The organism is Metabacillus sp. KUDC1714 (assembly GCF_014217835.1).
Taxonomy (GTDB): Bacteria; Bacillota; Bacilli; order Bacillales; family Bacillaceae; genus Metabacillus; species Metabacillus rhizosphaerae.
Genome location: NZ_CP055263.1, coordinates 4,380,548 through 4,406,009, shown reverse-complemented (window position 1 = coordinate 4,406,009; position 25,462 = coordinate 4,380,548). Strand labels below are relative to the sequence as shown.

The 25,462-nt window shown below is 36.2% G+C and carries 18 protein-coding genes; all 18 read right to left on the bottom strand.

Translation table 11 applies throughout. From position 1 onward, the window contains the following. Positions 1-285: 285 nt before the first annotated feature. Complete coding sequence (gene mutL, locus HUW50_RS20240; RefSeq protein ID WP_066337532.1) at positions 286-2,199, bottom strand: DNA mismatch repair endonuclease MutL; 1,914 nt, start codon at positions 2,197-2,199, stop codon at positions 286-288. Positions 2,200-2,296: 97 nt separating this feature from the next. Continuing rightward, on the bottom strand, positions 2,297-4,888 hold the full coding sequence (gene mutS, locus HUW50_RS20235; protein ID WP_185653156.1) for a DNA mismatch repair protein MutS: 2,592 nt from the start codon (positions 4,886-4,888) through the stop codon (positions 2,297-2,299). Positions 4,889-5,164: 276 nt separating this feature from the next. Continuing rightward, complete coding sequence (cotE, locus tag HUW50_RS20230; RefSeq protein WP_066337541.1) at positions 5,165-5,707, bottom strand: outer spore coat protein CotE; 543 nt, start codon at positions 5,705-5,707, stop codon at positions 5,165-5,167. A 357-nt stretch (positions 5,708-6,064) separates the two neighbouring features. After that, complete coding sequence (locus HUW50_RS20225; RefSeq protein ID WP_066337542.1) at positions 6,065-6,496, bottom strand: regulatory iron-sulfur-containing complex subunit RicA; 432 nt, start codon at positions 6,494-6,496, stop codon at positions 6,065-6,067. A 1-nt stretch (position 6,497) separates the two neighbouring features. Next, positions 6,498-8,024: a tRNA (N6-isopentenyl adenosine(37)-C2)-methylthiotransferase MiaB gene (gene miaB / locus HUW50_RS20220; RefSeq protein ID WP_066337548.1), complete on the bottom strand. Its 1,527-nt coding sequence runs from the start codon at positions 8,022-8,024 to the stop codon at positions 6,498-6,500. Positions 8,025-8,520: 496 nt separating this feature from the next. Next, complete coding sequence (locus HUW50_RS20215) at positions 8,521-10,680, bottom strand: DNA topoisomerase III (protein ID WP_066337550.1); 2,160 nt, start codon at positions 10,678-10,680, stop codon at positions 8,521-8,523. Between the two features lie 264 nt (positions 10,681-10,944). Continuing rightward, a complete protein-coding gene (locus HUW50_RS20210; RefSeq protein ID WP_066337552.1) occupies positions 10,945-11,376 on the bottom strand; it encodes a cell wall hydrolase in 432 nt (143 codons plus the stop codon). A gap of 66 nt (positions 11,377-11,442) precedes the next feature. Next, on the bottom strand, positions 11,443-12,576 hold the full coding sequence (locus tag HUW50_RS20205; RefSeq protein ID WP_185653155.1) for a zinc-dependent alcohol dehydrogenase: 1,134 nt from the start codon (positions 12,574-12,576) through the stop codon (positions 11,443-11,445). A 177-nt stretch (positions 12,577-12,753) separates the two neighbouring features. Then, positions 12,754-13,929, bottom strand: coding sequence for a glycine C-acetyltransferase (locus HUW50_RS20200; RefSeq protein WP_066337561.1), 1,176 nt, complete (start codon positions 13,927-13,929; stop codon positions 12,754-12,756). 50 nt (positions 13,930-13,979) lie between these two features. Beyond that, on the bottom strand, positions 13,980-15,020 hold the full coding sequence (gene tdh / locus HUW50_RS20195; RefSeq protein ID WP_185653154.1) for an L-threonine 3-dehydrogenase: 1,041 nt from the start codon (positions 15,018-15,020) through the stop codon (positions 13,980-13,982). Between the two features lie 200 nt (positions 15,021-15,220). Then, on the bottom strand, positions 15,221-16,090 hold the full coding sequence (locus HUW50_RS20190) for a 2-oxoacid:ferredoxin oxidoreductase subunit beta (protein ID WP_066337563.1): 870 nt from the start codon (positions 16,088-16,090) through the stop codon (positions 15,221-15,223). 2 nt (positions 16,091-16,092) lie between these two features. After that, complete coding sequence (locus tag HUW50_RS20185) at positions 16,093-17,829, bottom strand: 2-oxoacid:acceptor oxidoreductase subunit alpha (RefSeq protein ID WP_066337565.1); 1,737 nt, start codon at positions 17,827-17,829, stop codon at positions 16,093-16,095. 270 nt (positions 17,830-18,099) lie between these two features. Beyond that, entirely contained in the window at positions 18,100-19,023 is a 924-nt protein-coding gene (locus tag HUW50_RS20180; protein ID WP_066337567.1) for a dipeptidase, read from the bottom strand. 108 nt (positions 19,024-19,131) lie between these two features. Further along, complete coding sequence (gene spoVS, locus HUW50_RS20175; RefSeq protein WP_066231967.1) at positions 19,132-19,392, bottom strand: stage V sporulation protein SpoVS; 261 nt, start codon at positions 19,390-19,392, stop codon at positions 19,132-19,134. A gap of 372 nt (positions 19,393-19,764) precedes the next feature. After that, the gene (locus tag HUW50_RS20170; RefSeq protein ID WP_066337572.1) at positions 19,765-20,559 is read right to left on the bottom strand and encodes a TIGR00282 family metallophosphoesterase; all 795 of its coding nucleotides are present in this window, start codon (positions 20,557-20,559) and stop codon (positions 19,765-19,767) included. Between the two features lie 121 nt (positions 20,560-20,680). Next, the gene (rny, locus tag HUW50_RS20165) at positions 20,681-22,243 is read right to left on the bottom strand and encodes a ribonuclease Y (protein ID WP_066337576.1); all 1,563 of its coding nucleotides are present in this window, start codon (positions 22,241-22,243) and stop codon (positions 20,681-20,683) included. A gap of 613 nt (positions 22,244-22,856) precedes the next feature. Next, positions 22,857-23,897: a recombinase RecA gene (gene recA / locus HUW50_RS20160; protein ID WP_066337578.1), complete on the bottom strand. Its 1,041-nt coding sequence runs from the start codon at positions 23,895-23,897 to the stop codon at positions 22,857-22,859. Positions 23,898-24,184: 287 nt separating this feature from the next. Continuing rightward, on the bottom strand, positions 24,185-25,435 hold the full coding sequence (locus tag HUW50_RS20155) for a competence/damage-inducible protein A (RefSeq protein ID WP_311773993.1): 1,251 nt from the start codon (positions 25,433-25,435) through the stop codon (positions 24,185-24,187). Positions 25,436-25,462: the final 27 nt, after the last annotated feature.

The following is a 25,462-nucleotide window of genomic DNA, read 5'->3' as shown; positions in this document are numbered from 1 at the left end:
GTTTAGGTCTGAAATGGACATGGACCTATTTGGTTAGAAAATATGATACTGGTAAACTAACGTAATCTTATAACAATTAATGCGGAAACTTCTCCTCATACATCGCATTGACACAAATACTGATATATAAGGGTTTATCAGCACTTTTTAACACTCATACTTTCAATTTCGACATAAAATAAACAAGAAAAAAGCCAACAAATTAATGTCGACTTAAGAAATTATTCTTCTTTTTCTCTAAATATCAAAACACACTTATACACACTACTGCGAAAATTTGTCCTATTACATAACTCGTTTAAACATCTTCTCCATCTCATAAGTTGAGTAATGAACAATAATCGGTCGTCCATGCGGACAAGTAAATGGATCAGACGTTTTTCTTAATGTCTCAAGTAAAGCAAAGATTTCATCGTTACGTAAATGATGGTTTGCCTTAATCGAAGCTTTACAGCTCATCATAATGGCTGCCTCTTCGCGAAGTTTTTTAATATCAATTTTTTTCTCTTCAAGTACTTGTTGAATAATCTCTTCAATTGTTGTCGCTTCATCGCCCCTTGGGAACCATTGTGGGTGTGATCTGACAATGTAGCTATTTCGACCAAATGGTTCTAGGAAAATACCAACCTTGGCGAGAGTGTCAATGTGTGCTTCGATGATCATTGTTTCATCATTTGAATATTCAAAAGTTAATGGTACTAATAGCTCTTGAACCTCTGAATGAATTTCTCCAACCTTTTCACGATAAAATTCATATTTAATTCGTTCTTGGGCAGCGTGTTGATCAATGATAAAGAGGCCACGTTCATTTTGGGCTAAAATGTAGGTTCCGTGCATTTGTCCGATTGGATACAATGGTGGAACCCGCTCACTTAAGAAAATAGTTTCTTTTACCTCTTCTTTACTAGATGATTCATCCTCGACTAATTCTTCATCTTCAAACGGTTGTTCCCATTGTTGTGACGATTCTTCTTGTTCTACTTCGAAAGGATCCACTTCCATTTCATTTTCTGTAGCCTTCACCTCACTAGTTACAGGTATTTGAGCTATTGTTTCAAATGGATTTTCTTTTACAACAGTCGAATGATGAAAAGGATTAATCGATTTTTGTTGTTGAGATGAAATTTCTGATGAGTGATCAAAAGTAAAATGTTGCTGTTCATCGGTTGTTTTTACTCTTTGTGCCTTAGGTGTTTCAACAGATGGAATGAGCTGTTGCTGTCTAAATACATCGCGAATCCCTTTAGTTATTAGTTCATTTAGTTCAGCTTCTTTACTTAATCTGACCTCTAGCTTTGATGGATGAACATTGACATCAACAAGGATTGGATCCATTCTTATTTCTAAAAAAACAATTGGAAAACGACCAATCGGTAACAATGTGTGATAGCCTTGTTGAATGGCTTTTACTAGTGGGTAGTTTTTAATAAAACGCCCATTAATAATGGTCGAGATATAGTTTCGAGATGCTCTTGTTATTTCTGGAAGTGCCACATAACCATTTACTTCGAAATCAAGTGACTCTAACGATATCTTTTTCATTTTTTTAGCAATCGACATACCATAAATCGCGGCCAATACTTGTCGTACATCACCATTTCCATTTGTGTGTAAGAGCTTTTTGCCATTATGAACGAGACGAATTGATACATGTGGATGAGCAAGGGCTATACGATTCACAATGTCTGTGATGTTACCTAGCTCTGTATGAACGGTTTTCATATATTTCAAGCGTGCTGGTGTATTAAAAAATAAATTTCTAACCGTAATGTCCGTGCCTTTTCGGCTTGCGGTTGATTCATGTTTCTCCATTTTCCCACCGGTTAAAACGAGGTTTGTTCCCGCACCACTACCAGTGCTCGTTTTCATATCAAGCATTGATACAGAGGCGATACTAGGTAAAGCCTCACCTCTAAACCCCAATGTTCTAATTCGAAAGAGGTCATTTTCATCTTTAATCTTACTTGTGGCATGACGATGAAAAGCATTTAGGCAATCATCTTGTTCAATTCCATCACCATTATCAAGAATTCTTATTTTACCTAAGCCCGCTTCTTCAATCTCAATTTCTACAATCGTGCTATTAGCATCAATCGCATTCTCTAATAGTTCTTTTACAACCGAAGCTGGTCGTTCAACAACCTCACCTGCGGCAATTTTATTTGATAGCTGGTCATCGAGGCGAATAATCTTTCCCAAGAATCTCACCGCCCTTTTCATTTTGTTAGTTTCATAACTTTTTTATACAAAGTCTGTTCATTTAACCCTCAAGAGGTATGAGGTCAGATGTGGGACTTTATTTTATTTTTTTCTGTAGTTGATACAATTCATTCATTGCATCGAGTGGTGTCATTTCTAACAGATTCATAGACTTTAATAGTTCTATGACAGCTTGTTCTTTTTTTGATAGAGTAGGAGCTTTTTTGGGTACTGGATTTTCTTCAGCAAATAAAGAAAGTTGCGAGTCAGTCAACAGATCTTCTTTCACAACCGTTTTCTTTTCAACTGTTTCTGTCAATAATTTGTCTGCTTCTAATTCTGATAAAATTTCCTTAGCTCGCTTTATTAACGATTTTGGAAGGTCAGCTAATTCGGCTACATGAATACCATAGCTTTTATCAGCGGGACCTTCTTCAATTTTGTGAAGGAATACTACTTTGCCATTCTCTTCAATTGCCTTAACATGGATATTATTTAATGAGCTTAATTGCCCATCAAGGATCGTTAACTCATGATAGTGCGTTGAAAATAATGTTTTTGCCCCAATTTGTTCATGTATATGTTCAATAATAGCTTGGGCAAGTGCCATTCCGTCATAAGTTGATGTTCCTCTTCCAATTTCATCGAAAAGGATTAAACTTTGTGAAGTAGCATTTGCGATTGCATTTTTAGCTTCAAGCATTTCCACCATAAATGTACTTTGTCCAGAAATTAAATCATCTGCAGCACCAATTCTAGTGAATATTTGATCAAAAATTGGTAGTACTGCCTCTGAAGCAGGAACATAACAACCAATTTGCGCTAATATTGCTGTTAAGGCAACTTGACGCATATATGTGCTTTTCCCTGACATATTTGGACCAGTAATAAGTAGCATTTGACGATCTGCATTTAAATAACAATCATTTGGCACATATTCCTGTGAATCCATCACTTTTTCGACAACTGGATGGCGTCCGTCCTTTATGAAGAGCTCAGTTGTTTTTGAAAATATTGGCTTACAATAATGACGGTTTTCACTAACTGTCGCAAAACATTGAAGGACATCTAACTCACTTAATCGCTTCGCTAACACCTGTAATCTAGGAATATATTGTTTCACCTGTTCTCGTAAATCAACAAATAACTGGTACTCAAGTTCAACAATCTTTTCTTCCGCTTCTAATATTAGCGTCTCTTTTTCCTTTAATTCAGGAGTAATAAAGCGTTCAGCATTTGTTAAGGTCTGCTTGCGCTCATACACACCTTCCTGTAATAAATGAAGATTTGCTCTCGTTACTTCAATATAATAGCCAAACACTCGATTATAGCCGATTTTCAGTGATTTAATTCCTGTTTTTTGACGCTCTTGTTGCTCGAGTTGAGCAATCCATGTTTTTCCGTTCCGACTTGCATCACGGTATTGGTCAAGCTGAGTATGAAAGCCGTCCTTCATAATATTCCCTTCCTTAATAGAAAGAGGAGGGTTTTCAACTATAGCTTCCTCTAATAGATTGCTTAAGTCCTCACAAGAATCTAAGCGTTCTGATAGATAGACATCGTTTTGTAAGGACCTGCATAGCTCTTCAATAGCTGGAACCTGTTGGAGTGACTTTTTTAATTGAACTAAATCTCGAGCATTCACATTTCCAAAAGCGACTCTGCCCGCTAGCCTTTCTAAGTCATATATCTCTTTAAGTAAAGTTCTCAAATCTTCGCGTTCAAAGTAGTTTGCAATAAATGTTTCAACCATAGTAAGCCGAGCTTCAATTTTTGTGCGATCAACAAGAGGCTTATCCACCCACTGTTTAAGTAATCTTCCGCCCATTGCTGTTTTCGTTTCATCCAGGAGCCAAAGTAATGATCCTTTTTTCCCTTTGGAACGTATTGTTTCGGTTAACTCTAAGTTCCGTTTTGAATAAAGGTCAATTTTCATTGAATCTTGTAGATAATAAACCTTTACCTTTTGTAGATGATCAAGACTACGCTTTTGCGTACGTTGTAGATAGGTTAACAGTCTTCCAAATGTGCAGGTAAGTCGCTCATCATGTAGTTCCCTAAGAATCCCCTCAAAATCAGAAGAAATTGTTGTCTCTGCTTCATACGATAATGTTGCTTGACAGCGATCAATCAGTTGTTTTTTCCATTCATCAGGAAAGTCTCTTGAGATGACAACTTCCTTTGCTCCTACTGAATAGATTTCGTTTAAAAGCTCATCAAAGTTCGAGCAAATGGCTACAAGATTTTCACCAGTTGTTAAATCACTTAGCGCCAGTCCAATCTGTGTATCAAAGGCTGTAATAGAGGCTATATAGTTATTTTCTTTATCATGAAGCCCTTTTCCATCCATCACCGTACCAGGTGTAATAAGCTGAACAACCTCTCTTCTCACAACACCTTTTGCTTGCTTAGGATCCTCTGTTTGCTCACAGATTGCAACTTTATGACCTTTTAAGATTAACTGTTCAATATACGAAGGTGCAGCATGATATGGAACTCCACACATTGGGATCCGCTCTTCTCCCCCACCATCGCGACTTGTTAAAGTAATTTCTAGTTCCTGTGAAGCTTTAATCGCATCCTGGAAAAACATTTCATAAAAATCACCTAAACGAAAAAATAAAAAGGCATCTTGATAGTCTGCCTTAACCTTTAAATATTGCTGTATCATCGGCGTGTAAGTAGCCATGTTTATCCTCCAATATCACCATAACGTTCTTTAAAAATCACTGTTTATTATAACATATATCGACATATTCTTGTGATTTTAACAAAAGGGAAACATAGGAATCTCGCGAAACTTCTTTAATAATGCGGTGTACGTGGAAAGAGCTATCTGGAGGACAGTGAAAATAGCAATGGGGATTAAACAACCAAGGTAGTGCATCAGAAAAACTTGTCCGACAAAACAACTGAATATAGATTTTGAGGAAATAAAGAAAACTAGGAGGACAATTCCTCCTAGTTATTCCTCTACATCTCCAACTAGAAATTCTGGATTTAAATCTTCAAATTCATCATCTAGCTCTTCTTCCCACTCTTCGTCATCATCACAGCCATGGGGATTTACATGTACACACACTTTCGTTTCCCCAATTACTTCTGCCAGATGCTCACGTTCTGCTTGAACGATTATTTTGTTTCCATTTGGTGAAATCGTTACTTCTAAGCAGTTTGGTTGTTGTAATACTTTACAGATTACTTCATGCTCATCATCAATAAAGTTATCATCTTTATATCTTAACTTTATAACATCTACATATTCTACGCGTTCGGTTACAACCTCTGTTTTTGTGTTTTCATTGTAAGAATACCAAACGTTAATATCGTAAGTACCCTCTACTTCAACTGTTTTACCATTCTTTTGAGCATCATAATTATGGTTAATAATCCAGCCACCTAAAATGCTCGCAGGTTTTTGCGATGGTGAAATCGTATGTGTACATTGTGAAAATTTGCGTCCTTTCGCAACAACTGCTTTTGTAATTATTTCTCTGTATTCAGACATTCGAGCATACCCTCCTCAATGAATCTTCTTTTAATCCTATGCTAGGCTAGTAATGATTGTGCCAAAATAATTGACTGAAATGATGACATGTTACGCCAATACATGAAACCTATAGTTCATTGTATGCTGAGGGTGATAAATATGTGCCTAAAAAAGAAAAAAGGTGCATGATTATCTAAAAATACTTAAGCCTAATCTTTTTTGGAAAGAAAAATAAAACTTACTTGCAAGCTATTAAGGTGTGAGAAAGAACCACAATTGCATATTGATTGAGCAATAATAGAAAACAACTAAAAAAATACAAAGTAAAGAGAGATGGGTTAACCCACCTCTCTTTACTTTGTATCATATGCATTTTTATGAACAGCTACCACCAGATGAATTTTTAACTTTAGATCCTGTTTCTCCTGCTAAAAGATCTCCACCTGTTGACGTAATAATTTCATTCGTAACTTTGTTTGAAATTGTATGTGAAACTAATTGAAGTAAGTCATTTACTTCTATTTGTGATTCTTGGAATTCTTGAATAATTGGAATTTCATCCAATTCATTTTGAATTTTATCAATTTTTGCTTCAACTTGTTTCAATGCTTCATGTTTCCCATAATGTTGAAAGTTAACAGCTTGTTTTTGAAGACTTTTAATACTTGCAATCATTTCCCGTACTTTTTGATTTTCGTTGATTTGTGCCTCAGCACGTTTAAAGAAATCAACCTCATTTGATTCAGAAATCATTTGTGCTAACTCACGAGCTTTTGCTACAATATCGTCTTTTGTATATAATGTCATCTTATTTCACCTCAACCGCTTCTTCTATCATTTCTCCATCAAGCGTCCATGTTTTTGCTTTCGTAATTTTCACCTTTATAATTTGCCCAATAACAGATTTAGGTGCTCTGAAGTTTACTAGCTTACTTTTTTCCGTGTAACCTGCTAAAACATCAGGGTTCTTTTTACTTTCGCCTTCAACAAGAACATTTACAATCTTGCCTTCGTATTCTTTTAATTTCTTTGCAGATATTTCATTTACAAGAGCATTTAAACGTTGAAGACGTTCCTTTTTAACTTCATCAGGTACATTATCCTGCATTTTAGCAGCCGGAGTACCTTCACGAGGTGAATAGATAAACGTATAGGCACTATCAAATTCTACTTCACGGTATAGAGATAACGTTTCTTCAAATTGCTCATCTGTTTCATTTGGGAAGCCTACAATGATATCCGTTGTAAGGGATGCATTTGGCATTGCTTCCTTAATTTTACGAACTAGTTCTAAATAATGTTCACGACTATATTTACGTGCCATTATTTTCAGAATATCCGTGCTTCCAGATTGTACTGGTAAGTGAATATGATCTAACAGATTTCCACCCTTTGCTAAAACTTCGATTAAGTGATCATCAAAATCACGCGGATGGCTTGTAGTAAAGCGTAGTCTAGGAATATCAATTTTAGAAATTTCATCCATTAGATCGCCTAAACCATAATTAATGTCTTCAAAATCCTTACCGTAAGCATTAACGTTTTGCCCAAGAAGGGTTACTTCTTTATAGCCCTGTGCAGCTAGATGACGGACCTCTTGGATAATTTCTTCAGGACGACGGCTACGCTCTTTACCTCGTGTGTATGGTACGATACAGTACGTACAGAATTTATCACAACCATACATAATGTTTACCCATGCCTTAATATTCCCTTTACGGACTTTTGGAAGGTTTTCTATTACGTCCCCTTCTTTAGACCATACTTCTACAACCATTTCTTTAGAAAGATATGCTTCATTTAGAATGTTAGGCAAACGGTGGATATTATGTGTACCAAAAATCATGTCAACAAACGGATGAACCTTTAAAATACGGTTTACAACAGATTCTTCCTGTGACATACAACCACAAACCCCTAATAATAAATCCGGTCTTTTCTTTTTTAATGTTTTAAAGTGACCAAGTTCTCCGAACACTTTGTTTTCTGCGTTTTCACGAATTGCACAAGTGTTTAACAGGATTACATTCGCATCTTCAACACCATCTGTTGGTTCATAGCCTAGTGCCATGAAAATACCAGCCATTACCTCAGTATCATGTTCATTCATTTGACATCCGTATGTGCGAATATAAAACTTCTTACCATGTCCCATTCCTCGAAATTCTTCTGGAATCGAGAAGCCATCATACTTTACTTCTTCTTTCCCGCGCTTTTTCGCTTCCTTTAATGAAGGAGGCATATACACTGCTTGGAAATACTGGCTGTAGTCCTTTTCGGATTTTTTGTCCGTTGGAGTTACTTGAGTACTTTCCTTACGTTGCTGTTCATTCATCGTGTGATTCTCCTTTCAAACTACCCTTTTAAAAACTTGTTAGTAAGTTTCTAACTTTGTAACAATTAATTTAATATCCTAAAAGTGAAACTTATTGGACATAAACTAAGGTCATTTAAACGTTGTATTGATCTTTTATCTCATTTATTTAGGTTGACTCGCCAAACTTTGTTGCTATTTACCAAGTAATTCGATGTGGTTGATTGGAGCAAAAGATGCTCGCTTTCCGCAGGGCGAGCGGTAAGCCTTAGGCGCGTAAACGCCTGTATGAGCCTCACCTGTCCCGCTACTCTAAGCAGGAGTCTCGCAATCCGTTCCAATAAACCTAATATAGTTTTTGTTTTAAAAGCAACAACCTCTTAGAATAGATGCGAGCCTTTATTTAAATAATATTATAGAAACATACAACTTAATAGTATATCGCTTATTGTTGTATATCACAATTATTTAACCATACTGTTGAAAATTGTACATGATTTTTCAATAAAATGCGAATCTAGTTTTTGGATGGACTTCCTTCAAAAAGAAATTGAATTTTGCCTTCTTTCCACTCTAATTTCGCATCAAACGTTTTTTCTCCCTTTTTAAATCCCTTAATTAAGTTAGAGTTACCTTCATTTAATAGCTTTTGAATATTAGTCTGAGAGATTTTTTTTCCTAATATTTTTTTCGAAATAGTGAAGGTACATTTGATTGTTTTGTAGTTTGCACATCCATAAAATTCACCTTTATCGACTATATCACCATCACACAGCTTACATTTTCCAACCTTTTTGCCTATTGTGTATCGGGAAGATGTTCGCTGGATTGAGTCTACTTTTAATCCTTCGAAGCTCCAATTAGGTGCAACTGTTATTGCGTCAGATACTATTTTTGTAGACAGCTTTTTTGTTTGTTCCATAAATAAAGATGGTGATGCTTGTCCTTCACCTATTTCTGAAAGGCGTTGCTCCCATTTTGCTGTCATTTCTGGTGAAGCTAAAATGTGATCACCAATTGCTGCAATTAGCACTTTTCCTTTATCTGTCGCATACACTTGGTTCTTTTTAATATCAATGTACTTTCGGTCCTTCAGCATTGTGATAATACCTGCTCTCGTCGCTTCGGTACCTAACCCTTCTACTTTGCTTAAGACCTTTTCTAATTCATCATTATCTAAATATTTCCCTGCCGTTTTCATTAAAGTTATTAACTGACCTTCCGTATATCGCTTTGGCGGCTGAGTTTTTCCTTCCTTTGCTTCAACCTTATGAACATGTCCAGAATCACCTTTCGAAACATTAGGGAGTAGTTGATCTTTTTCTTTGTCAGCTTGAAATATGACTTTGCGCCAGCCTTCTTGAATTTGTTGTTTTCCCTTGGTAATAAATTCTGCACGGCCATCAACAAGGGTAGTTAATGTTGAGTAATCAAAAATCGCACTTTCATAGTGGGCGGCAATTAACCTTCTAACAATCATGTCATACATTTTTTGTTCGTCAGCAGATAATCTTTTTGGATCCTTTACCTGTTCAGTTGGGATGATTGCATAGTGATCTGTTACCTTTTTTTCATTTACGTATCGAGAATTATTTATGATCGAAGGCTTTGGTAACGGAAACAAATCCTTAAAGTCATCAAAGGCACTTAATTTCTTTAAAATTTCAGGAAACAGCTCTGCTTCCCCTTTTGTTACATAGGCTGAATCACTACGAGGATAAGAAACAATTCCTTTTTGATAGAGTGATTGAACGATGTCTAACGTCTTTTTTGGTGAAAATTTAAATGCCTTATTTGCTGTTGCTTGAAGTGATGACAAGTTGAAAAGAAGCGGTGGCTGATATTCCTTGCGCTCGGTTATTAGTTCTTTTATTTCAGCTGGTTTATCTTTACAAAATGCGGCCATTCTGTTTGCAAGCTCAACATCCATTATTCTTGTTTGTTGATCCTTTTGCCATTTCCCTTGATATTTCTTCCCGTTTATTTGGAACGTTGCAACAATTTCCCAAAATGGCTCAGACTTAAATGCATCAATTTCCTTTTCTCTTTTAACGATTAATGCGAGTGTTGGTGTTTGAACTCTACCAGCTGAAAAAACGTCATTGATCCCTTTTTCTTTTAATAAAAGCGAATACACCCTTGAAGCATTCATCCCTACTAACCAATCTGCACAAGCACGAGAATAAGCTTCAAAATATAGGTTTTTCGTTTTTTCATCATCAAGTAATTGGCGAAATCCTTCATAGATAGAAGCAGGAGTTAGTGATGAAATCCATAATCTTTTTAAAGGCTTCCTTATACCTGATAGGTGAATGATATTACGTATGATAAGCTCACCTTCACGACCAGCATCTCCAGCGTGGATAATTTCATTAACTGCTGGATTTTTTAAAAGTTGTTTGACAATATTAAATTGTTTTGCTTTTGACTTTGTAACTTCATATTTAAACTTTTCAGGAATGATCGGCAACATCGTTAATGACCATTTTTTCCACTCCGACTTATAAGCTTCAGGTGCACTTAATTGAGTTAAATGGCCAATTGCCCACGTACAATAGGCACCATTTGGAAAGAGTTCATTCGGCTTCACTTCGAAATAGCCATCTCTTTTCACTCTCTGAAATTGCGCACACAGGGTTGAAGCTTGATCGGGTTTTTCTGCAATTATTACCTTCATTGTTTTAATCACCCATACACTTTAATTCATTCTATTTTCCCTGGAATCTACTTTTAGTTTACAGTATTTTTCTTTAGATGAAAAATGTAAGAAAACAAAGTTTAATAGTTGAAAACATGACTTCATTTAATTCCTATTGAAATATCATATGTTTTATATACAATTATTCCCATAAAATAAATTCTGATGAAATACACCTTTCCCCATTTTACCTATTAAGACAAGAAAAAGCACCACAAAACTATGTGATGTTTCATAAAGAATTTAAAATGTATTATATACGTCCGGACATGAGGATTCTGTTGGTTTGTAAAAGCAGTGAGCCTTGAACCTTCCTGAGTTCCATTGGTTATACCATTGAGCTGGACAGGCACCTGATGGTTTAAAAAACCATAATGAGTAACTTGCTGGGTGGAAACGTTCGCCATTAATAACTCTACGGGCGAGTCTTATATCAAGTTCTCTTGCACCTTGATAAAAATATCCTTTTATCGTCGCTTCGAACCCACCTGGACGTTGAAAAACCATTCTTCTAATCGTATTTATTTCTTTAAAGTCTAAGCACCCAGATCGTGTTCTGTTGACGCCTACATTTCCGACCATTAGCATCCCTAATTGCCCATCACCTTCTGCTTCTGCTCTCATTAAGCGAGCTAACAATTTCACATCAGCTTCAGTTGCTTTTACAACAGCCAACGAACCCACTCCCTTTTTGTATTATTTGTAATTATATGTGAGGAGTGATCGTCCAAGTGTTAAATGTTAAGGTTTTAAAATAACTTTAATACAATTATCCTGGTGGTCATTAAATAGTTTATAAGCATGGTCCGCTTCATCTAGAGCAATTTTGTGAGTGATAATTTCCTTAGGGTCAAATTCTTTATTCATGATCATGTCAAATAACTTTGGCATAATTGGAATAACTGGAGCCTGGCCCATTTTTAAAGTGATGTTTCTAGTGAAAAATGCACCTAGTGGAAAATTGTTATAATTCGCACCATAAACACCTGTGATTTGTACAGTCCCATATTTCCTTACGGCTTTTGTTGAAATTTGAATCGGTCCGAGTGTTCCACCCTGTAGCTTTAATTTTTGTTCAATAAATTCAAGCGGTGATTTCTTACCATCCATTCCTACACAATCAATTACAATATCTGCTCCACCATGAGTAATCTCTTTTAAATGTTCACCCATATCAGGATATTCAGTAAAGTCGAACACTTCTACGCTGTTCATCTTTTTTGCATGATTAAGTCGATATTCTAAGTGGTCGATGGCAATCACACGTTTTGCCCCTTTCATCCAGGCAAATTTCTGTGTCATCAAACCAACTGGTCCACACCCTAAAACGATAACAGTATCACCCTTTTTCACTCCGCCATGCTCAATACTCCAGTATGCAGTAGGCAGAACATCTGATAAAAATAAAAGTGATTCATCCTCCAATTCACAAGTTTCAGGAATGAGAAAAGGAGTAAAATCCCCAAAAGGAACCTTTAAATACTCGGCTTGTCCACCAGGATGATTGCCAAACTTTTCCGTATAGCCAAAATATCCACCGGAATCATAATGTGGATTAGAATTATCACATTGACTTGTCATATCATGCTGACAATAAATACATTCCCCACATGAAACATTAAAAGGCACGACAACACGGTCGCCTTTTTTTACCTTCGTAACATTTGGACCTACTTCTTCGACAATCCCCATTGGCTCGTGACCAATTATATAACCTTCAGGTAATGGCATATTTCCTTGATATAAATGTAAATCAGATCCACAAATTGCTGTTGATGTAATTTTGACAATTACATCATCCCTTTTTTCCAACTTTGCATCTTCAACTTCTTTTACTTTTACATTATTAGGACCTTGATAAGTAACAGCTTTCATAGGTACACTCCAATCAAAAACTGGTTTAATTCTTATAAGTATGCCCCTACTAAGCTGGTTGCAATTCATGTTTATAGCACGACTAAAAAATGAATAATTAGTTTTCTTTTTGAAAGCAGCTTTTATACGTAAAAATAACAGCACTAAAAGTATCAGTACTGTCAAAGTAATATCTTTTTAAATTATCTTTAATTCTTTACCTGCCTTCTCAAAAATGTCTAAAGCAGCTTGAAGCTCTTCTTTTGTATGTTCTGCGGTGACTATTGTTCTCACACGTGCAAGTCCTTTAGCAACAGTTGGAAATGCAATCCCTTGTGCAAATACTCCATATGTTAGTAATTTATCTGAAAATTGATGTGAAAGTGCTTCATCTCCAATTATGACTGGAGTGATTGGTGTTTCACTTTTCCCTGTGTTAAAACCTAGTTGCTCTAGTCCTATTTTAAAAAACTTTGTATTATCCCATAACCGTTCAATCAGTTCAGACTCTTCTAATAGCACATTAATTGCCTCGCTACAAGCTGCTGTCACAGCTGGTGGATGTGATGTACTAAATAAAAACGGTCGACCTTTATGAATCAGGTAGTCAATAAGCGTCTTCGAACTTGCTACATAACCTCCTAAAACACCTATCGCTTTACTTAATGTCCCTACTTGAATGTGAACACGTCCGTCTAAACCGAAGTGATTAACAGTTCCACGACCATTTTCTCCTAAAACCCCTGAAGCATGTGCATCATCGACCATCACTAACGCATCATACTTTTCTGCTAATTCTACGATTTCAGGTAGCGGTGCGATATTTCCATCCATTGAAAACACCCCATCAGTCACGATTACCCGAACTCTGAAGTTATTTGATTCCTTAAGTGCTCTTTCAAGATCTTTCATATCAACATGGTTATATACTTTTCTTTCAGCTTTTGTTAATCGAATTCCATCGATAATAGATGCATGGTTAAAGGCATCAGAAATGACAACGTCTTCATTTGTTAAGATGGCAGAAAGGACTCCTTGGTTTGTTGTAAAGCCTGACTGAAACACTAGTGCAGCTTCAGTATGCTTGAATTTCGCGAGTTTTTCTTCTAATTCCTTATGCATTGTTAATGTTCCAGCAATTGTCCGAACAGAACCAGTACCAGCACCAAATTTCTCAATCGCTTCTATTGCAGCCTTTTGTAAACGTGGATGTGAAGTTAGCCCTAAATAGTTGTTTGATGAAAGCTGAATGACTTCCCTGCCATCGATGACAACCTTTGCACCTTGATCACTTTCTAATGGAATTAACGTTCGAAATGTTCCCTGTTTTTTCATTTCATTAAGTTCAGCTTGCAAATAGTCAAAGCCTTTCATTTTTATTCCTCCTATTAAACTAGTAAAAATATAAACAAAGTTTTGATCCTTTAAGGATATAATACAACCTTACCACAGTTACCTTCGATCATTAGTTCAAAACCTTTTTCAAATTCTTCAAGTGAAAAATGATGTGTGATGATTGGTTTTACATTAACTTGCCCCGAGTGAAGTAGTGCAGATACTTGCTGCCATGTTTCAAACATTTTTCTACCTGTTATCCCTTTCACGGTTATTCCTTTAAATACAATGTCATTTGTCACATCTAGTTCAACTGGTCGTACTGGTAAACTCAAAATTGACACCCTGCCACCATTAGTGACCATTCTAAAGCCTTGATTCATGGCAATTGGATGTCCTGACATTTCACAAACTACGTCAACACCATCTCCATTTGTTAACTGCTTAACAGCTTGAAGTGGCTCTTCATTTTTTGAATTGATAACACTTGTTGCCCCCATTTGCTTCGCTAAATTTAAGCGATAATTATTTATATCAAGGGCAATGACCTGTGCTGCGCCTGCTGCTTTCGCTACACCAACTGCCATCAATCCTATTGGTCCACAACCGATAATTGCTACCGTTTTACCGATGACATCACCTGATAAAACAGTGTGTACAGCATTACCCATCGGTTCTTGGATAGCTGCAACGTCATATAACATCTCTTTTGGATTTTTCCAAAGATTAGCTGCTGGTAGGGCAACATATTCTGCGAAGCACCCTCGTGTATCAACACCAATAATTTTTGTATACTTACATATATGCGCTTTTCCTGTTAGACATTGTGAGCATTTTCCACATACAATATGAGTTTCAGCTGATACAGAATCACCATAATCAACATTCTTTACCTTTGAGCCTTTTTCTACCACCTCTCCAGAAAACTCATGCCCGAAAACATATGGTGGATTCACTCTGCTCTCAGACCATTCATCCCACTTATAAATATGAACATCAGTCCCGCAAATTGATGTTGCTTTCACTTTAATTAAAACCTCATCCTCATTTATTTGAGGAATCTCAACTGTTTGTATTTGGGCACCATATCCTCGATGATGTTTAACAACCGCCTTCATTTTTCCGTTCAAGATGAACACCCCTTTGTTGAAAACCCTTACATATTAATAGTTTAACACGTTATTATAAAATGTAAATAAGGATGTCTACTGCAAACGGACAATTGATTGCAAACAAAATAATTTTTTCTTTTAACGAATTTCCTTAATATTTAAATTCTGAACATACAAAAAAGACTGATGAATTCCCATCAGTCCTTCGCTAACAACTATTACATAAATTCTGAAACTAGTTTATTAAATTCTTCTTCATCAATCGCTAATTCAGCTTCTGATAATGGTGTTTCGCTATAACCATTGATCAGTTCCTGATAAGATTTTTGCTCTGTATTTTGATAAATTAATCCTGTAACCAAGCCTTTATGCTTCATTAATGTTTGCATTGCTAATTCTTTATTATTAGGATCATAACCTTCTACATTAGCTAACTTTGTTAAATTCTCTTTAAACCAATCATACGTGTTGACCTTGTTATACGTTACACAAGGGCTAAAAACGTTAATTAGTGAGAATCCTTTATGGTTAATACCTGCTTCAATTAATGCTGTTAAATCCTTAAGGTCAGTTGAAAAACTTTGAGCAACAAATGTCGCACCAGCTGTCAATGCCATTTCCATTACAGATAAGGCAGATTCAATCGAGCCCTTAGGTGTACTTTTTGTAACAAAGCCTGCATCACTACGTGGTGATGTTTGACCTTTTGTTAATCCATATATTTGGTTATCCATCACAATATACGTGATGTCAATGTTACGACGGATAGCATGAATGGTGTGACCCATACCAATCGCAAAGCCGTCTCCATCACCACCAGATGCGATAACTGTTAAGTCTCGGTTTGCCATTTTCACACCTTGTGCAATTGGTAATGAACGACCATGAATACCGTGAAAACCATACGAATTAATGTACCCAGATATCCGACCAGAACATCCGATACCTGACACAACAGCAAGATTATCTGGCTGTAGACCTACATTTGCTGCAGCACGCTGGATCGCAGCTTGTACAGAGAAGTCACCACAACCAGGACACCAGTTTGGTTTTACGTTGTTTCTGAAATCTTTAAACGTTGTTGCCATCTTTAGATCAACTCCTTGCTTCTCGTATGAATTTCATGAGGTAGGAATGGATTACCGTCATATTTTAATAATGATGAAATTTTATTAGCATGACCAACATTCATCTTTAAAAGACTTGCTAGCTGACCAGTTGCATTGTTTTCAACAACAATGACTTTTTTTGCAGATTCTACTAATGGGAGCATTTCCTCAGTCGGGAAAGGATGGATAAGGCGAATTTGAGCATGATTTACCTTAACACCTTCTGCTTCTAAGCGCACGATTGCTTCTTCGATTGTTCCTCTTGTTGAAATAAAACCAACAAGTAGGACATCTGGATTTTCATGTTGGATATTTTTATGAACTGGATTTTTGAACTGCATGCTATTTAACTTTCTTAATCGTTTATCCATCTGATCAATACGATTTCCTGCAGACTCAGATGGCTTACCAGTTTCATCATGCTCTACACCTGTAACATGGTGGATTCCGTTTTTCATACCTGGAATAACACGTGGTGATACTCCGTCTTTTGTTACTTCAAAGCGTTTGAAGTATCCTTTATTTTCAATTTCTGGTAATTCTTCTGTTTGAAGCTTGCCACGACGAATCTCGATGTTGCTATAATCTAACGGTTCAACGGTTTGTTTTCCTAATGATAGTTGTAAGTCAGTTAACAAAATGACAGGACATTGATATTCTTCGGCAATATTGAATGCTTCGATTGTATCGTAGAATGCCTCTTGAACTGTACTTGGAGCCATTACAACTTTAGGAATTTCCCCATGTGTACCATAAATCATTGCCATTAAATCAGATTGTTCTTGCTTTGTTGGTAATCCTGTACTTGGGCCACCACGTTGTGTATCAACAATAACAAGAGGTTGTTCTGTTATACCTGATAGACCAATTGCTTCCATCATTAACGATAAGCCAGGACCTGCTGATGCAGTAAAGGTACGTGCGCCTGCATAGTTTGCACCAATTGCCATTGTACAAGCTGCAATTTCATCTTCGGTTTGAATAACCGCTCCACCGAATTTTGGAAGTTTTTCAATTAAATATTCCATAATTTCTGAAGCAGGTGTAATTGGATAAGCAGCCATGAAGCGTGACCCTCCAGCTAATGCACCTAATGCGATCGCATCATTCCCAATCATAAACATACGCTTATTGCCATCTGCTTTTTCAAGATACATATCTTGGCGATCAAATCCAAGCTCATTTTTTAAATACTCTGCACCTTTTTCAATTGCTTGCATATTTTTCTCAACAATCTTTTCACCTTTGCGGCCATATGTGTCATTAACAACATCACGGTATCCACTCGGATCTATATCAAGAATTGCACTTGTTGCTCCAATTGCAACCATATTTTTCATTAATGATGTACCTAATTCAGTAGCAATTGCTGTAAATGGAACTGAATAAAGCGTAACATTTGCTTCATCTGAAATGGTTGGATTGAATTTTGAATCCGCTAGGACAATCCCGCCAGCTCGTAACTCATGAAAATTTACATCGATTGTTTCTTGATCAAAAGCTACTAATATATCAAGATCGTCTGAAATTGAACGAACCTGTGTTGTACTTACACGAATTTTATTGTTCGTGTGTCCACCTTTAATTCGTGACGAAAAGTGACGATATCCGTATAAATAATAGCCTAGTCGGTTTAATGCAATAGAGAATACTTCACCAGTACTTTCAATACCTTCTCCTTGCTGTCCTCCAACTTTCCAGGAAAGTTGACTTATCATGTATTTACACCCCTCAAAAAATACAATATTTTAATTTATATGTTTTTAAATATAATTATCAGTGTACCATAATCTTGTCCATTTTCATTACTACTTCTTTAGAGTCTACGAAAATTTGACATATTGTCTTTTCAATTAAACTGAGTTATTTGATTGGAATTACACTAAACTTTTACAATTGTAGACCCTACTTTAGAAAAAAACAAGTGTTTGACTCAAAATAACAAGAAAAATAAAGTCTTGTTTCAGCAGCTTATCATTCCTATTTATTTAATATGAAATGTTGTCGATAAAGTTTTGATAGACCAGCTTATTTACCATTTTTTGAGGATAATAGTTGAGTAACTGATTGATAAAGTTGTAATAGCATGAGTAATCTTCTAGACCAATTATCGTTTCATCAATCCCATCAAAGTCTGAACCAAATCCTATATTATTTTCTCCTCCTAAAGCACAAAGATAATCTACATGTTTTAGGACATCTGAAATGGTTGGCTGTGGAGTATTGGTTGTAAAGAATGGGACAAACGTTACTCCTATCATTCCATTTTTTTTAAACAAGGCAACGATTTGTTCATCTTTTAAATTACGTACATGTGGGCAAAGCCTATGAACATTGGAATGTGAAGCAATTGGGTAGTCAGCTATTTCTAAAGACTCCCAAAAGCTTCTTTCACTTGTGTGAGATAAATCTGTCCACATTCTTTGTCCATTCAAATAGTTAATCACTTTCCTACCAAAGTTCGTAAGTCCACCATTACGTTTCTCATTTGCACCATCAGCTACGAGATTTGCATAATTCCAAGTTAAGCCAACAGAACGAACCCCTAATTGATAAAGAATTTCTAATTGTTCAATCTGATCTCCTATTGCATCACAGCCTTCTAGTGTTAAAATAGCACCTATATCATTTTCAGAAAGGCTGTCGATATCAGATTTAGTTTTTATTAATTTTATTTCTGGATATCTTTTTAGCACCTTTTGATAAAAAATATTGATTTGTGAATGAGCGACCGATAATCGGTTATTAAATGGAACATCCTCTGGAACAAAGATTGCAAAGCATTGGATTGTCTTATTCATTGCTTTAAGTTTTGCAATTGAGACATGCAAGCTTTCGTCTTCAAAAACATTAATTTTCGGATCTTTCCAAAGCTTGTACAGCATATCACAGTGTGCATCAAACAGTCTCATCAATCATTTCTCCCCTTTAAAAACAAGTCTTTAACAAAACAAGGGTCTGACTCAATGTTACGAGTCAAACCCCAATTGGATATATCCCCCAAACTTGTAAACCTTACGTTACCTTGGCTCGACAATTAATTTAATTGCCGTTCGTTCTTCTCCATCTATTTGAATATCAGTAAAAGCAGGAATACATATTAAATCAACACCACTCGGAGCTACAAAGCCTCTTGCTATCGCGACAGCTTTTACAGCTTGATTGAGTGCACCAGCCCCAATAGCTTGAATTTCGGCATTTCCTCGTTCTCTTAAAACCCCAGCTAATGCACCAGCGACAGAATTAGGATTAGACTTTGCTGAAACTTTTAATATTTCCATTTCTAGTTCCCCCTTAATTTTCAATGAATCCTTGAGTGTTCATTAGAACAATCATTGGCATATCTTGTTTAAAAGACCATCCCCTCATTTGCCTTCTAAACAGTGTTAGTTCATCATCCATTGATACTATATTCACTAGAAATGGAAAGTATTCCTGCTTGTTCGCACATTATTCTGAAAAATCCTTCACCTAATAGCGTAAGCGATTTATAATTCCTCTCGCCATAAAAAAATCCATTATTCGGTATTTTTCCTTTATATCCTTTAACCTATTTTTATTCAAGGCTTTTTTCGCAAACTTAGTTGCTATTTACCAAGTAGTGCGGTGTGGTTGATTTCGTTTTTAAAGCAACAATCTTTTAGAAGATAGCCTTATTCAAAAAACATATGATCGTCGTTAATGAGAACTCTTTCAATTTTTTTTGCATTCCCTGTCTTATCATCGATATCAACAACAACTGCACTTAACTGCGTACGTCCTTCAGCTACATCGTGACGTACAGGTAAACTTGTTAAAAACCTTTTCAGAATCATATCTCGATTTACACCCAATATCCCATCGTAAGGGCCTGTCATTCCGACATCCGTTATGTAAGCTGTCCCTTTATCTAAAATACGTTCATCTGCTGTTTGGACATGTGTATGTGTACCAACGACAGCTGAAACTTTCCCATCTAAATACCATCCCATCGCTTGCTTCTCACTTGTTGCTTCTCCATGAAAATCAACAAATATTATTGGTGTACGTTTTTTAGCTTCTGCAACAAGCTCATCAGCCTTTTTAAACGGACAATCAGATGGCGGTAAAAATGCTCTCCCTTGTAAATTAATAACCGCTACTTCTTTTCCACCAATTGTTACAAAGATCATGCCTTTCCCTGGATTTCCCTCTGGAAAGTTAGCAGGACGGATCATCTTTTTAGCATGGTCTATAAACTCAAATATTTCACGATTATCCCAAGTATGATTTCCCATCGTAATAACATGTGCTCCACATTCAATAAATTGCTGATAGATCTTTTCTGTAATCCCTTTACCATGTGCAGCATTTTCTCCATTAATAATTACAACATGTGGGTTATATTTTGTTTTTAGCTTAGGTAAATATTCTTTAATCATATCTCGACCTGGTGAACCAAATACATCACCAACAAACAATATTTTCATAATTGAAGCCCCTCTATTTAAGTAATCTTTATTTTTATCATCAAAACGCTAATTTGCAAAAAGTCTTTCTTAGTTTTACACAAACTTCATAAAAAATAAAGTGGCGCATTTCTGCACCACTTTATTTTGCATATTCAACTGCTCTTGTTTCACGGATAACAGTTACTTTAATGTGACCAGGATAGTCGAGTTCTTCTTCAATTCTTTTTCTGATGTCTCTTGCCAAGCGATGAGCTTGTAGATCGTCAATACTATCAGGCTTAACCATAATACGTACTTCTCGACCTGCTTGGATCGCAAACGACTTTTCAACACCTTCATATGATTCAGAGATTTCCTCGAGCTTCTCTAGGCGACGAATGTAATTTTCAAGCGTTTCACTACGTGCACCAGGTCTTGCCGCTGATAATGCATCTGCTGCTGCAACAATAACAGCAATGATTGAAGTTGGCTCTGTGTCACCATGGTGTGAAGCAATACTATTTATCACAACAGGATGCTCTTTATACTTTGTTGCAAGCTCAACACCAATTTCAACGTGACTTCCTTCCACCTCATGATCAATTGCTTTACCAATATCATGCAGGAGCCCTGCTCGTTTAGCTAATAACACATCTTCACCAAGTTCGGCAGCCATTAGGCCTGCTAAGAATGATACCTCAGTAGAGTGCTTTAACACGTTTTGACCATAACTTGTTCTGAATTTCAAACGACCAAGAATTTTTATTAGATCAGGATGAAGTCCATGTACACCAACCTCAAATGTCGTTTGTTCTCCGATTTCTCGAATGTATTCATCAACTTCACGTCGAGACTTCTCAACCATCTCTTCGATACGTGCAGGGTGAATACGACCGTCCTGAACAAGCTTATCTAACGCTATTCTTGCAGTTTCCCTACGGATTGGATCAAACCCTGATAAAATTACTGCTTCAGGCGTATCGTCAATGATAAGGTCTATACCCGTTAATGTTTCTAAAGTACGGATATTACGTCCCTCACGTCCAATAATACGACCCTTCATTTCATCATTTGGAAGATTGACAACAGATACTGTAGTTTCGGCTACATGATCTGCTGCACATCGTTGAATAGCAAGCGACAGGATTTCTTTTGCCTTCTTGTCAGCTTCTTCCTTGGCACGACTTTCGCTATCTTTAATCATTATAGCGGTATCATGTGTAAGTTCTTTTTCAACCTTTTCAAGAATGATCGACTTTGCTTCATCTCGTGTAAGGCTAGATATGCGCTCAAGCTCTGTTTGCTGTTTACGCACCATCTCGTCCACTTTGCTTTCCATCTCTTCAATATGCTGTTGTCTTTCATTCAGAGAATCTTCTTTTTTCTCTAGCATAACTTCACGTTTATCTAAAGACTCGTCCTTACGGTCAAGATTCTCTTCCTTTTGTAATAAGCGATTTTCTTGTTTCTGAAGCTCATTTCGTCTCTCACGAACTTCCTGCTCTGCATCTGTTCGCAACTTGTGAATTTCGTCCTTTGCTTCAAGAAGTGCTTCTTTTTTCGTTGCTTCTGCATCACGCTTTGCATCTTCAAGAATCTGCTCTGCAGCATGATTTGCACCAGCAATTTTCGCTTCGGCAATGGATTTACGAACAAAATAGCCAACAACTGCACCGACGATTAGGCCAAGCAAAATGGAGATGATTATTGATACTATGTCCATCATTACACCTCCTCTTGCTATGAACTTGTTTTTTCTAGATTAAAGTGTCGGCATGTACATTGTTCAATTTTAAGTTGTCAACATACAGCACAAAGCTTTGTTTTCATGTTGAACTTTGCGTCTTATCAATATTTTTTTTAGGAAGACAAAATCAAGTACCAACATTTTTGCTTTCAAAATGCTTCAATCATCATTCTACAAAATTGTAAAATATACATCCTAATTGTAAATGTGTGAAATTTTCTTGTCAAGCCCGTCGTTCTAACGATTGTAGCCACTTAAACAATTAGTAAGATTGATTTTCCTTTTTGAAATTGAGAAAACAAGAGTGAATTTTGTAGAATTGTGTCATAATATATTGTTTTTAGATAAAATTAATTATAATGATTATATCCAAATATGATACCTTTCTATACGCATTCAAGTTATCTTTAGTCATTTTCTTATCTATAGTATTGTATGACGAGTAAAATACTATTTTCATATAAAGACTTTTCTCTAGATTCTAATATGCTCTTATGGGTTGAATAAAAAAGAAATTTTCGCAATGTTTATGTTTTTCATCCATACCTGAAAAGAGCATACAAAAAAAGGGCAAGTTGCCCTTTTTAAATTAATCCTCTAATAAATCTAATTCCTCTTGACTCTCATCCGGAGCAATGACATCTTCATCCAATCCATAATGCTTACGGATTTTTTCTTGAATTTCTAAACGAAGAGCTGGGTTTTCTTTTAGGAATTGCTTCGCATTTTCACGACCTTGTCCTAAACGCTCTTCATTATATGAATACCAAGAACCACTTTTTTGAACAATATCAATATCAGATCCTAAATCGATAATTTCTCCCTCTTTAGAGATCCCTTCACCGTACATGATGTCCACTTCAGCCACTTTGAATGGTGGAGCAACTTTGTTTTTCACAATTTTGATTTTCGTCTTGTTTCCGACCATATCGTTTCCTTGTTTAAGTGTTTCTGCGCGACGAACCTCTAGACGAACTGATGAATAGAATTTTAAAGCACGTCCGCCTGGTGTTGTTTCTGGATTACCAAACATAACACCAATTTTTTCGCGAATTTGGTTTATAAAAATCGCGATTGTTTTTGATTTATTAATAGCACCTGACAGTTTTCGTAATGCTTGTGACATTAAACGTGCTTGAAGACCAACGTGTGAATCACCCATCTCACCTTCAATTTCAGCTTTAGGCACTAATGCAGCAACTGAGTCAATAACTAGTATATCAATAGCGCCACTTCGAACAAGCGCTTCAGCAATTTCAAGTGCCTGCTCTCCTGTGTCAGGTTGAGATAATAATAGTTCATCTATATTAACACCTAGCTTTTGTGCATAGACAGGATCAAGTGCGTGCTCTGCATCGATAAATGCTGCTTGTCCACCTTGTTGCTGTACTTCAGCAATAGCATGAAGCGCTACAGTCGTTTTACCAGAGCTTTCAGGACCGTATATCTCTATAATTCTACCACGAGGATATCCACCTACTCCTAATGCCGCATCAAGAGCTAGTGAACCACTTGGAGATGTTAAAATCTTTCTATCTGTTTGTTCCCCTAATTTCATAATGGAACCTTTACCGAATTGCTTCTCTATTTGTTTTAACGCCATATCTAAGGCAGCTTGACGATCGCTCACAAAATTTCCTCCTTTAAATGAATCTATATATAATATAACGCTTTTTTTATCGTTTGCCAAGTAAAAATCGAACATTTATTCGATTGTTTTCTTTTAAAAAACGTTCTTAATTTTCACTTTTCTTTAGAGAGTTTTTTGAAATTAAGAGTAATATGAAGCAATAAAATCTAATTTTATCTATTTATTAAACAGTCAGTTCCCATAAATGAAATAGGATCTGAAAATCAGATCCTATTTCATTCTCTCAAGTAAGTAATCATTTAAGAAGTTTACGAGAGATTATTATATCATTCTATTTCCGATAAAAGTTTTACTAAATAATGACATCCATACTTTACCGTTCTCACACGAATTCCTTTTCTTGAACCTGCAAAATGAAACGGATAAATTTTTGTTTCACTATCCTTCATAGAAATACCGATAAATACTGTACCTACAGGTTGTCCCTCATGTGGTTCTGGACCTGCAACACCTGTAAAGCTAATACCGATATCACTATTTGATATCTTGCGTACTTGCTCTGCCATTTCCTTTGCACATTGCTCACTGACAGCCCCATATTCATCAAGTGTTTGCTTTGATACATTTAGTATTTGTGCCTTCATCTCATTTGAATAGCTAATAATACTACCTTTTAAAAATTGTGATGAACCCTCTAAGGCTGTTAGTTGTTCAGAAAACATTCCACCTGTTAAACTTTCTGCTGCAGATATTGTTTTCTGTTTATCTATTAACAGTGTTTTAAGTTCTTGAGCAAGTGTTGTTTGTTCATAACCGTATAAATATTCTCCAACACGTGCATGAATTTTTTGTTCAAGTTCGTTTAATAGTTGATTCGCAACTTCTTCGTCTACATGCTTTGCGGTTAATCGTAACGTTACTTCACCTTCAGATGCTAAGGGGGCAACGGTTGGGTTTATCTGTTCATCAATGATGTCTTGTATGTCTGTCTCAAGCTGGGATTCACCTATACCAAAGAATCTTAACACACGAGAAATAATCTTTTCCTGAAAACCAAGTTGATTTTGAAAATATTCTCGACCATAGTTTTGGAACATTGGTTTCATTTCACTCGGAGGACCAGGTAAAAGCATATAGATAGTATGATCAACTTCTAAAGCCATCCCAGGTGCCATCCCATAATCATTCTTCAATATGTATGAGCCATCTAGTACAAGTGCTTGCTTTTTATTATTTTCAGACATGATTCGTTTAGTTTGAACAAAGTATTGTTCAATGCTTTCTAACGCAGCCTGATCAAATATAAGTTCCTTACCAAGTGATTTAGAGATGGTTTCTTTCGTTAAATCATCCTTTGTAGGTCCAAGCCCTCCAGTGAAAATAATAATGTTTGATCGTTCCTTAGCAATTTTAATTGCTTGCTCAAGTCGGGTAGGATTGTCACCAACTACAGTATGATAATAAACATTCATCCCAAGTTCAGCAAGTTCTTTAGATAAAAATTGAGCATTGCTGTTTACAATTTGCCCAAGCAGTAATTCAGAGCCAACAGCAATTATTTCTGTACGTATATTCATTTTGTATTCCTCCTGTAGGGGGTTAAA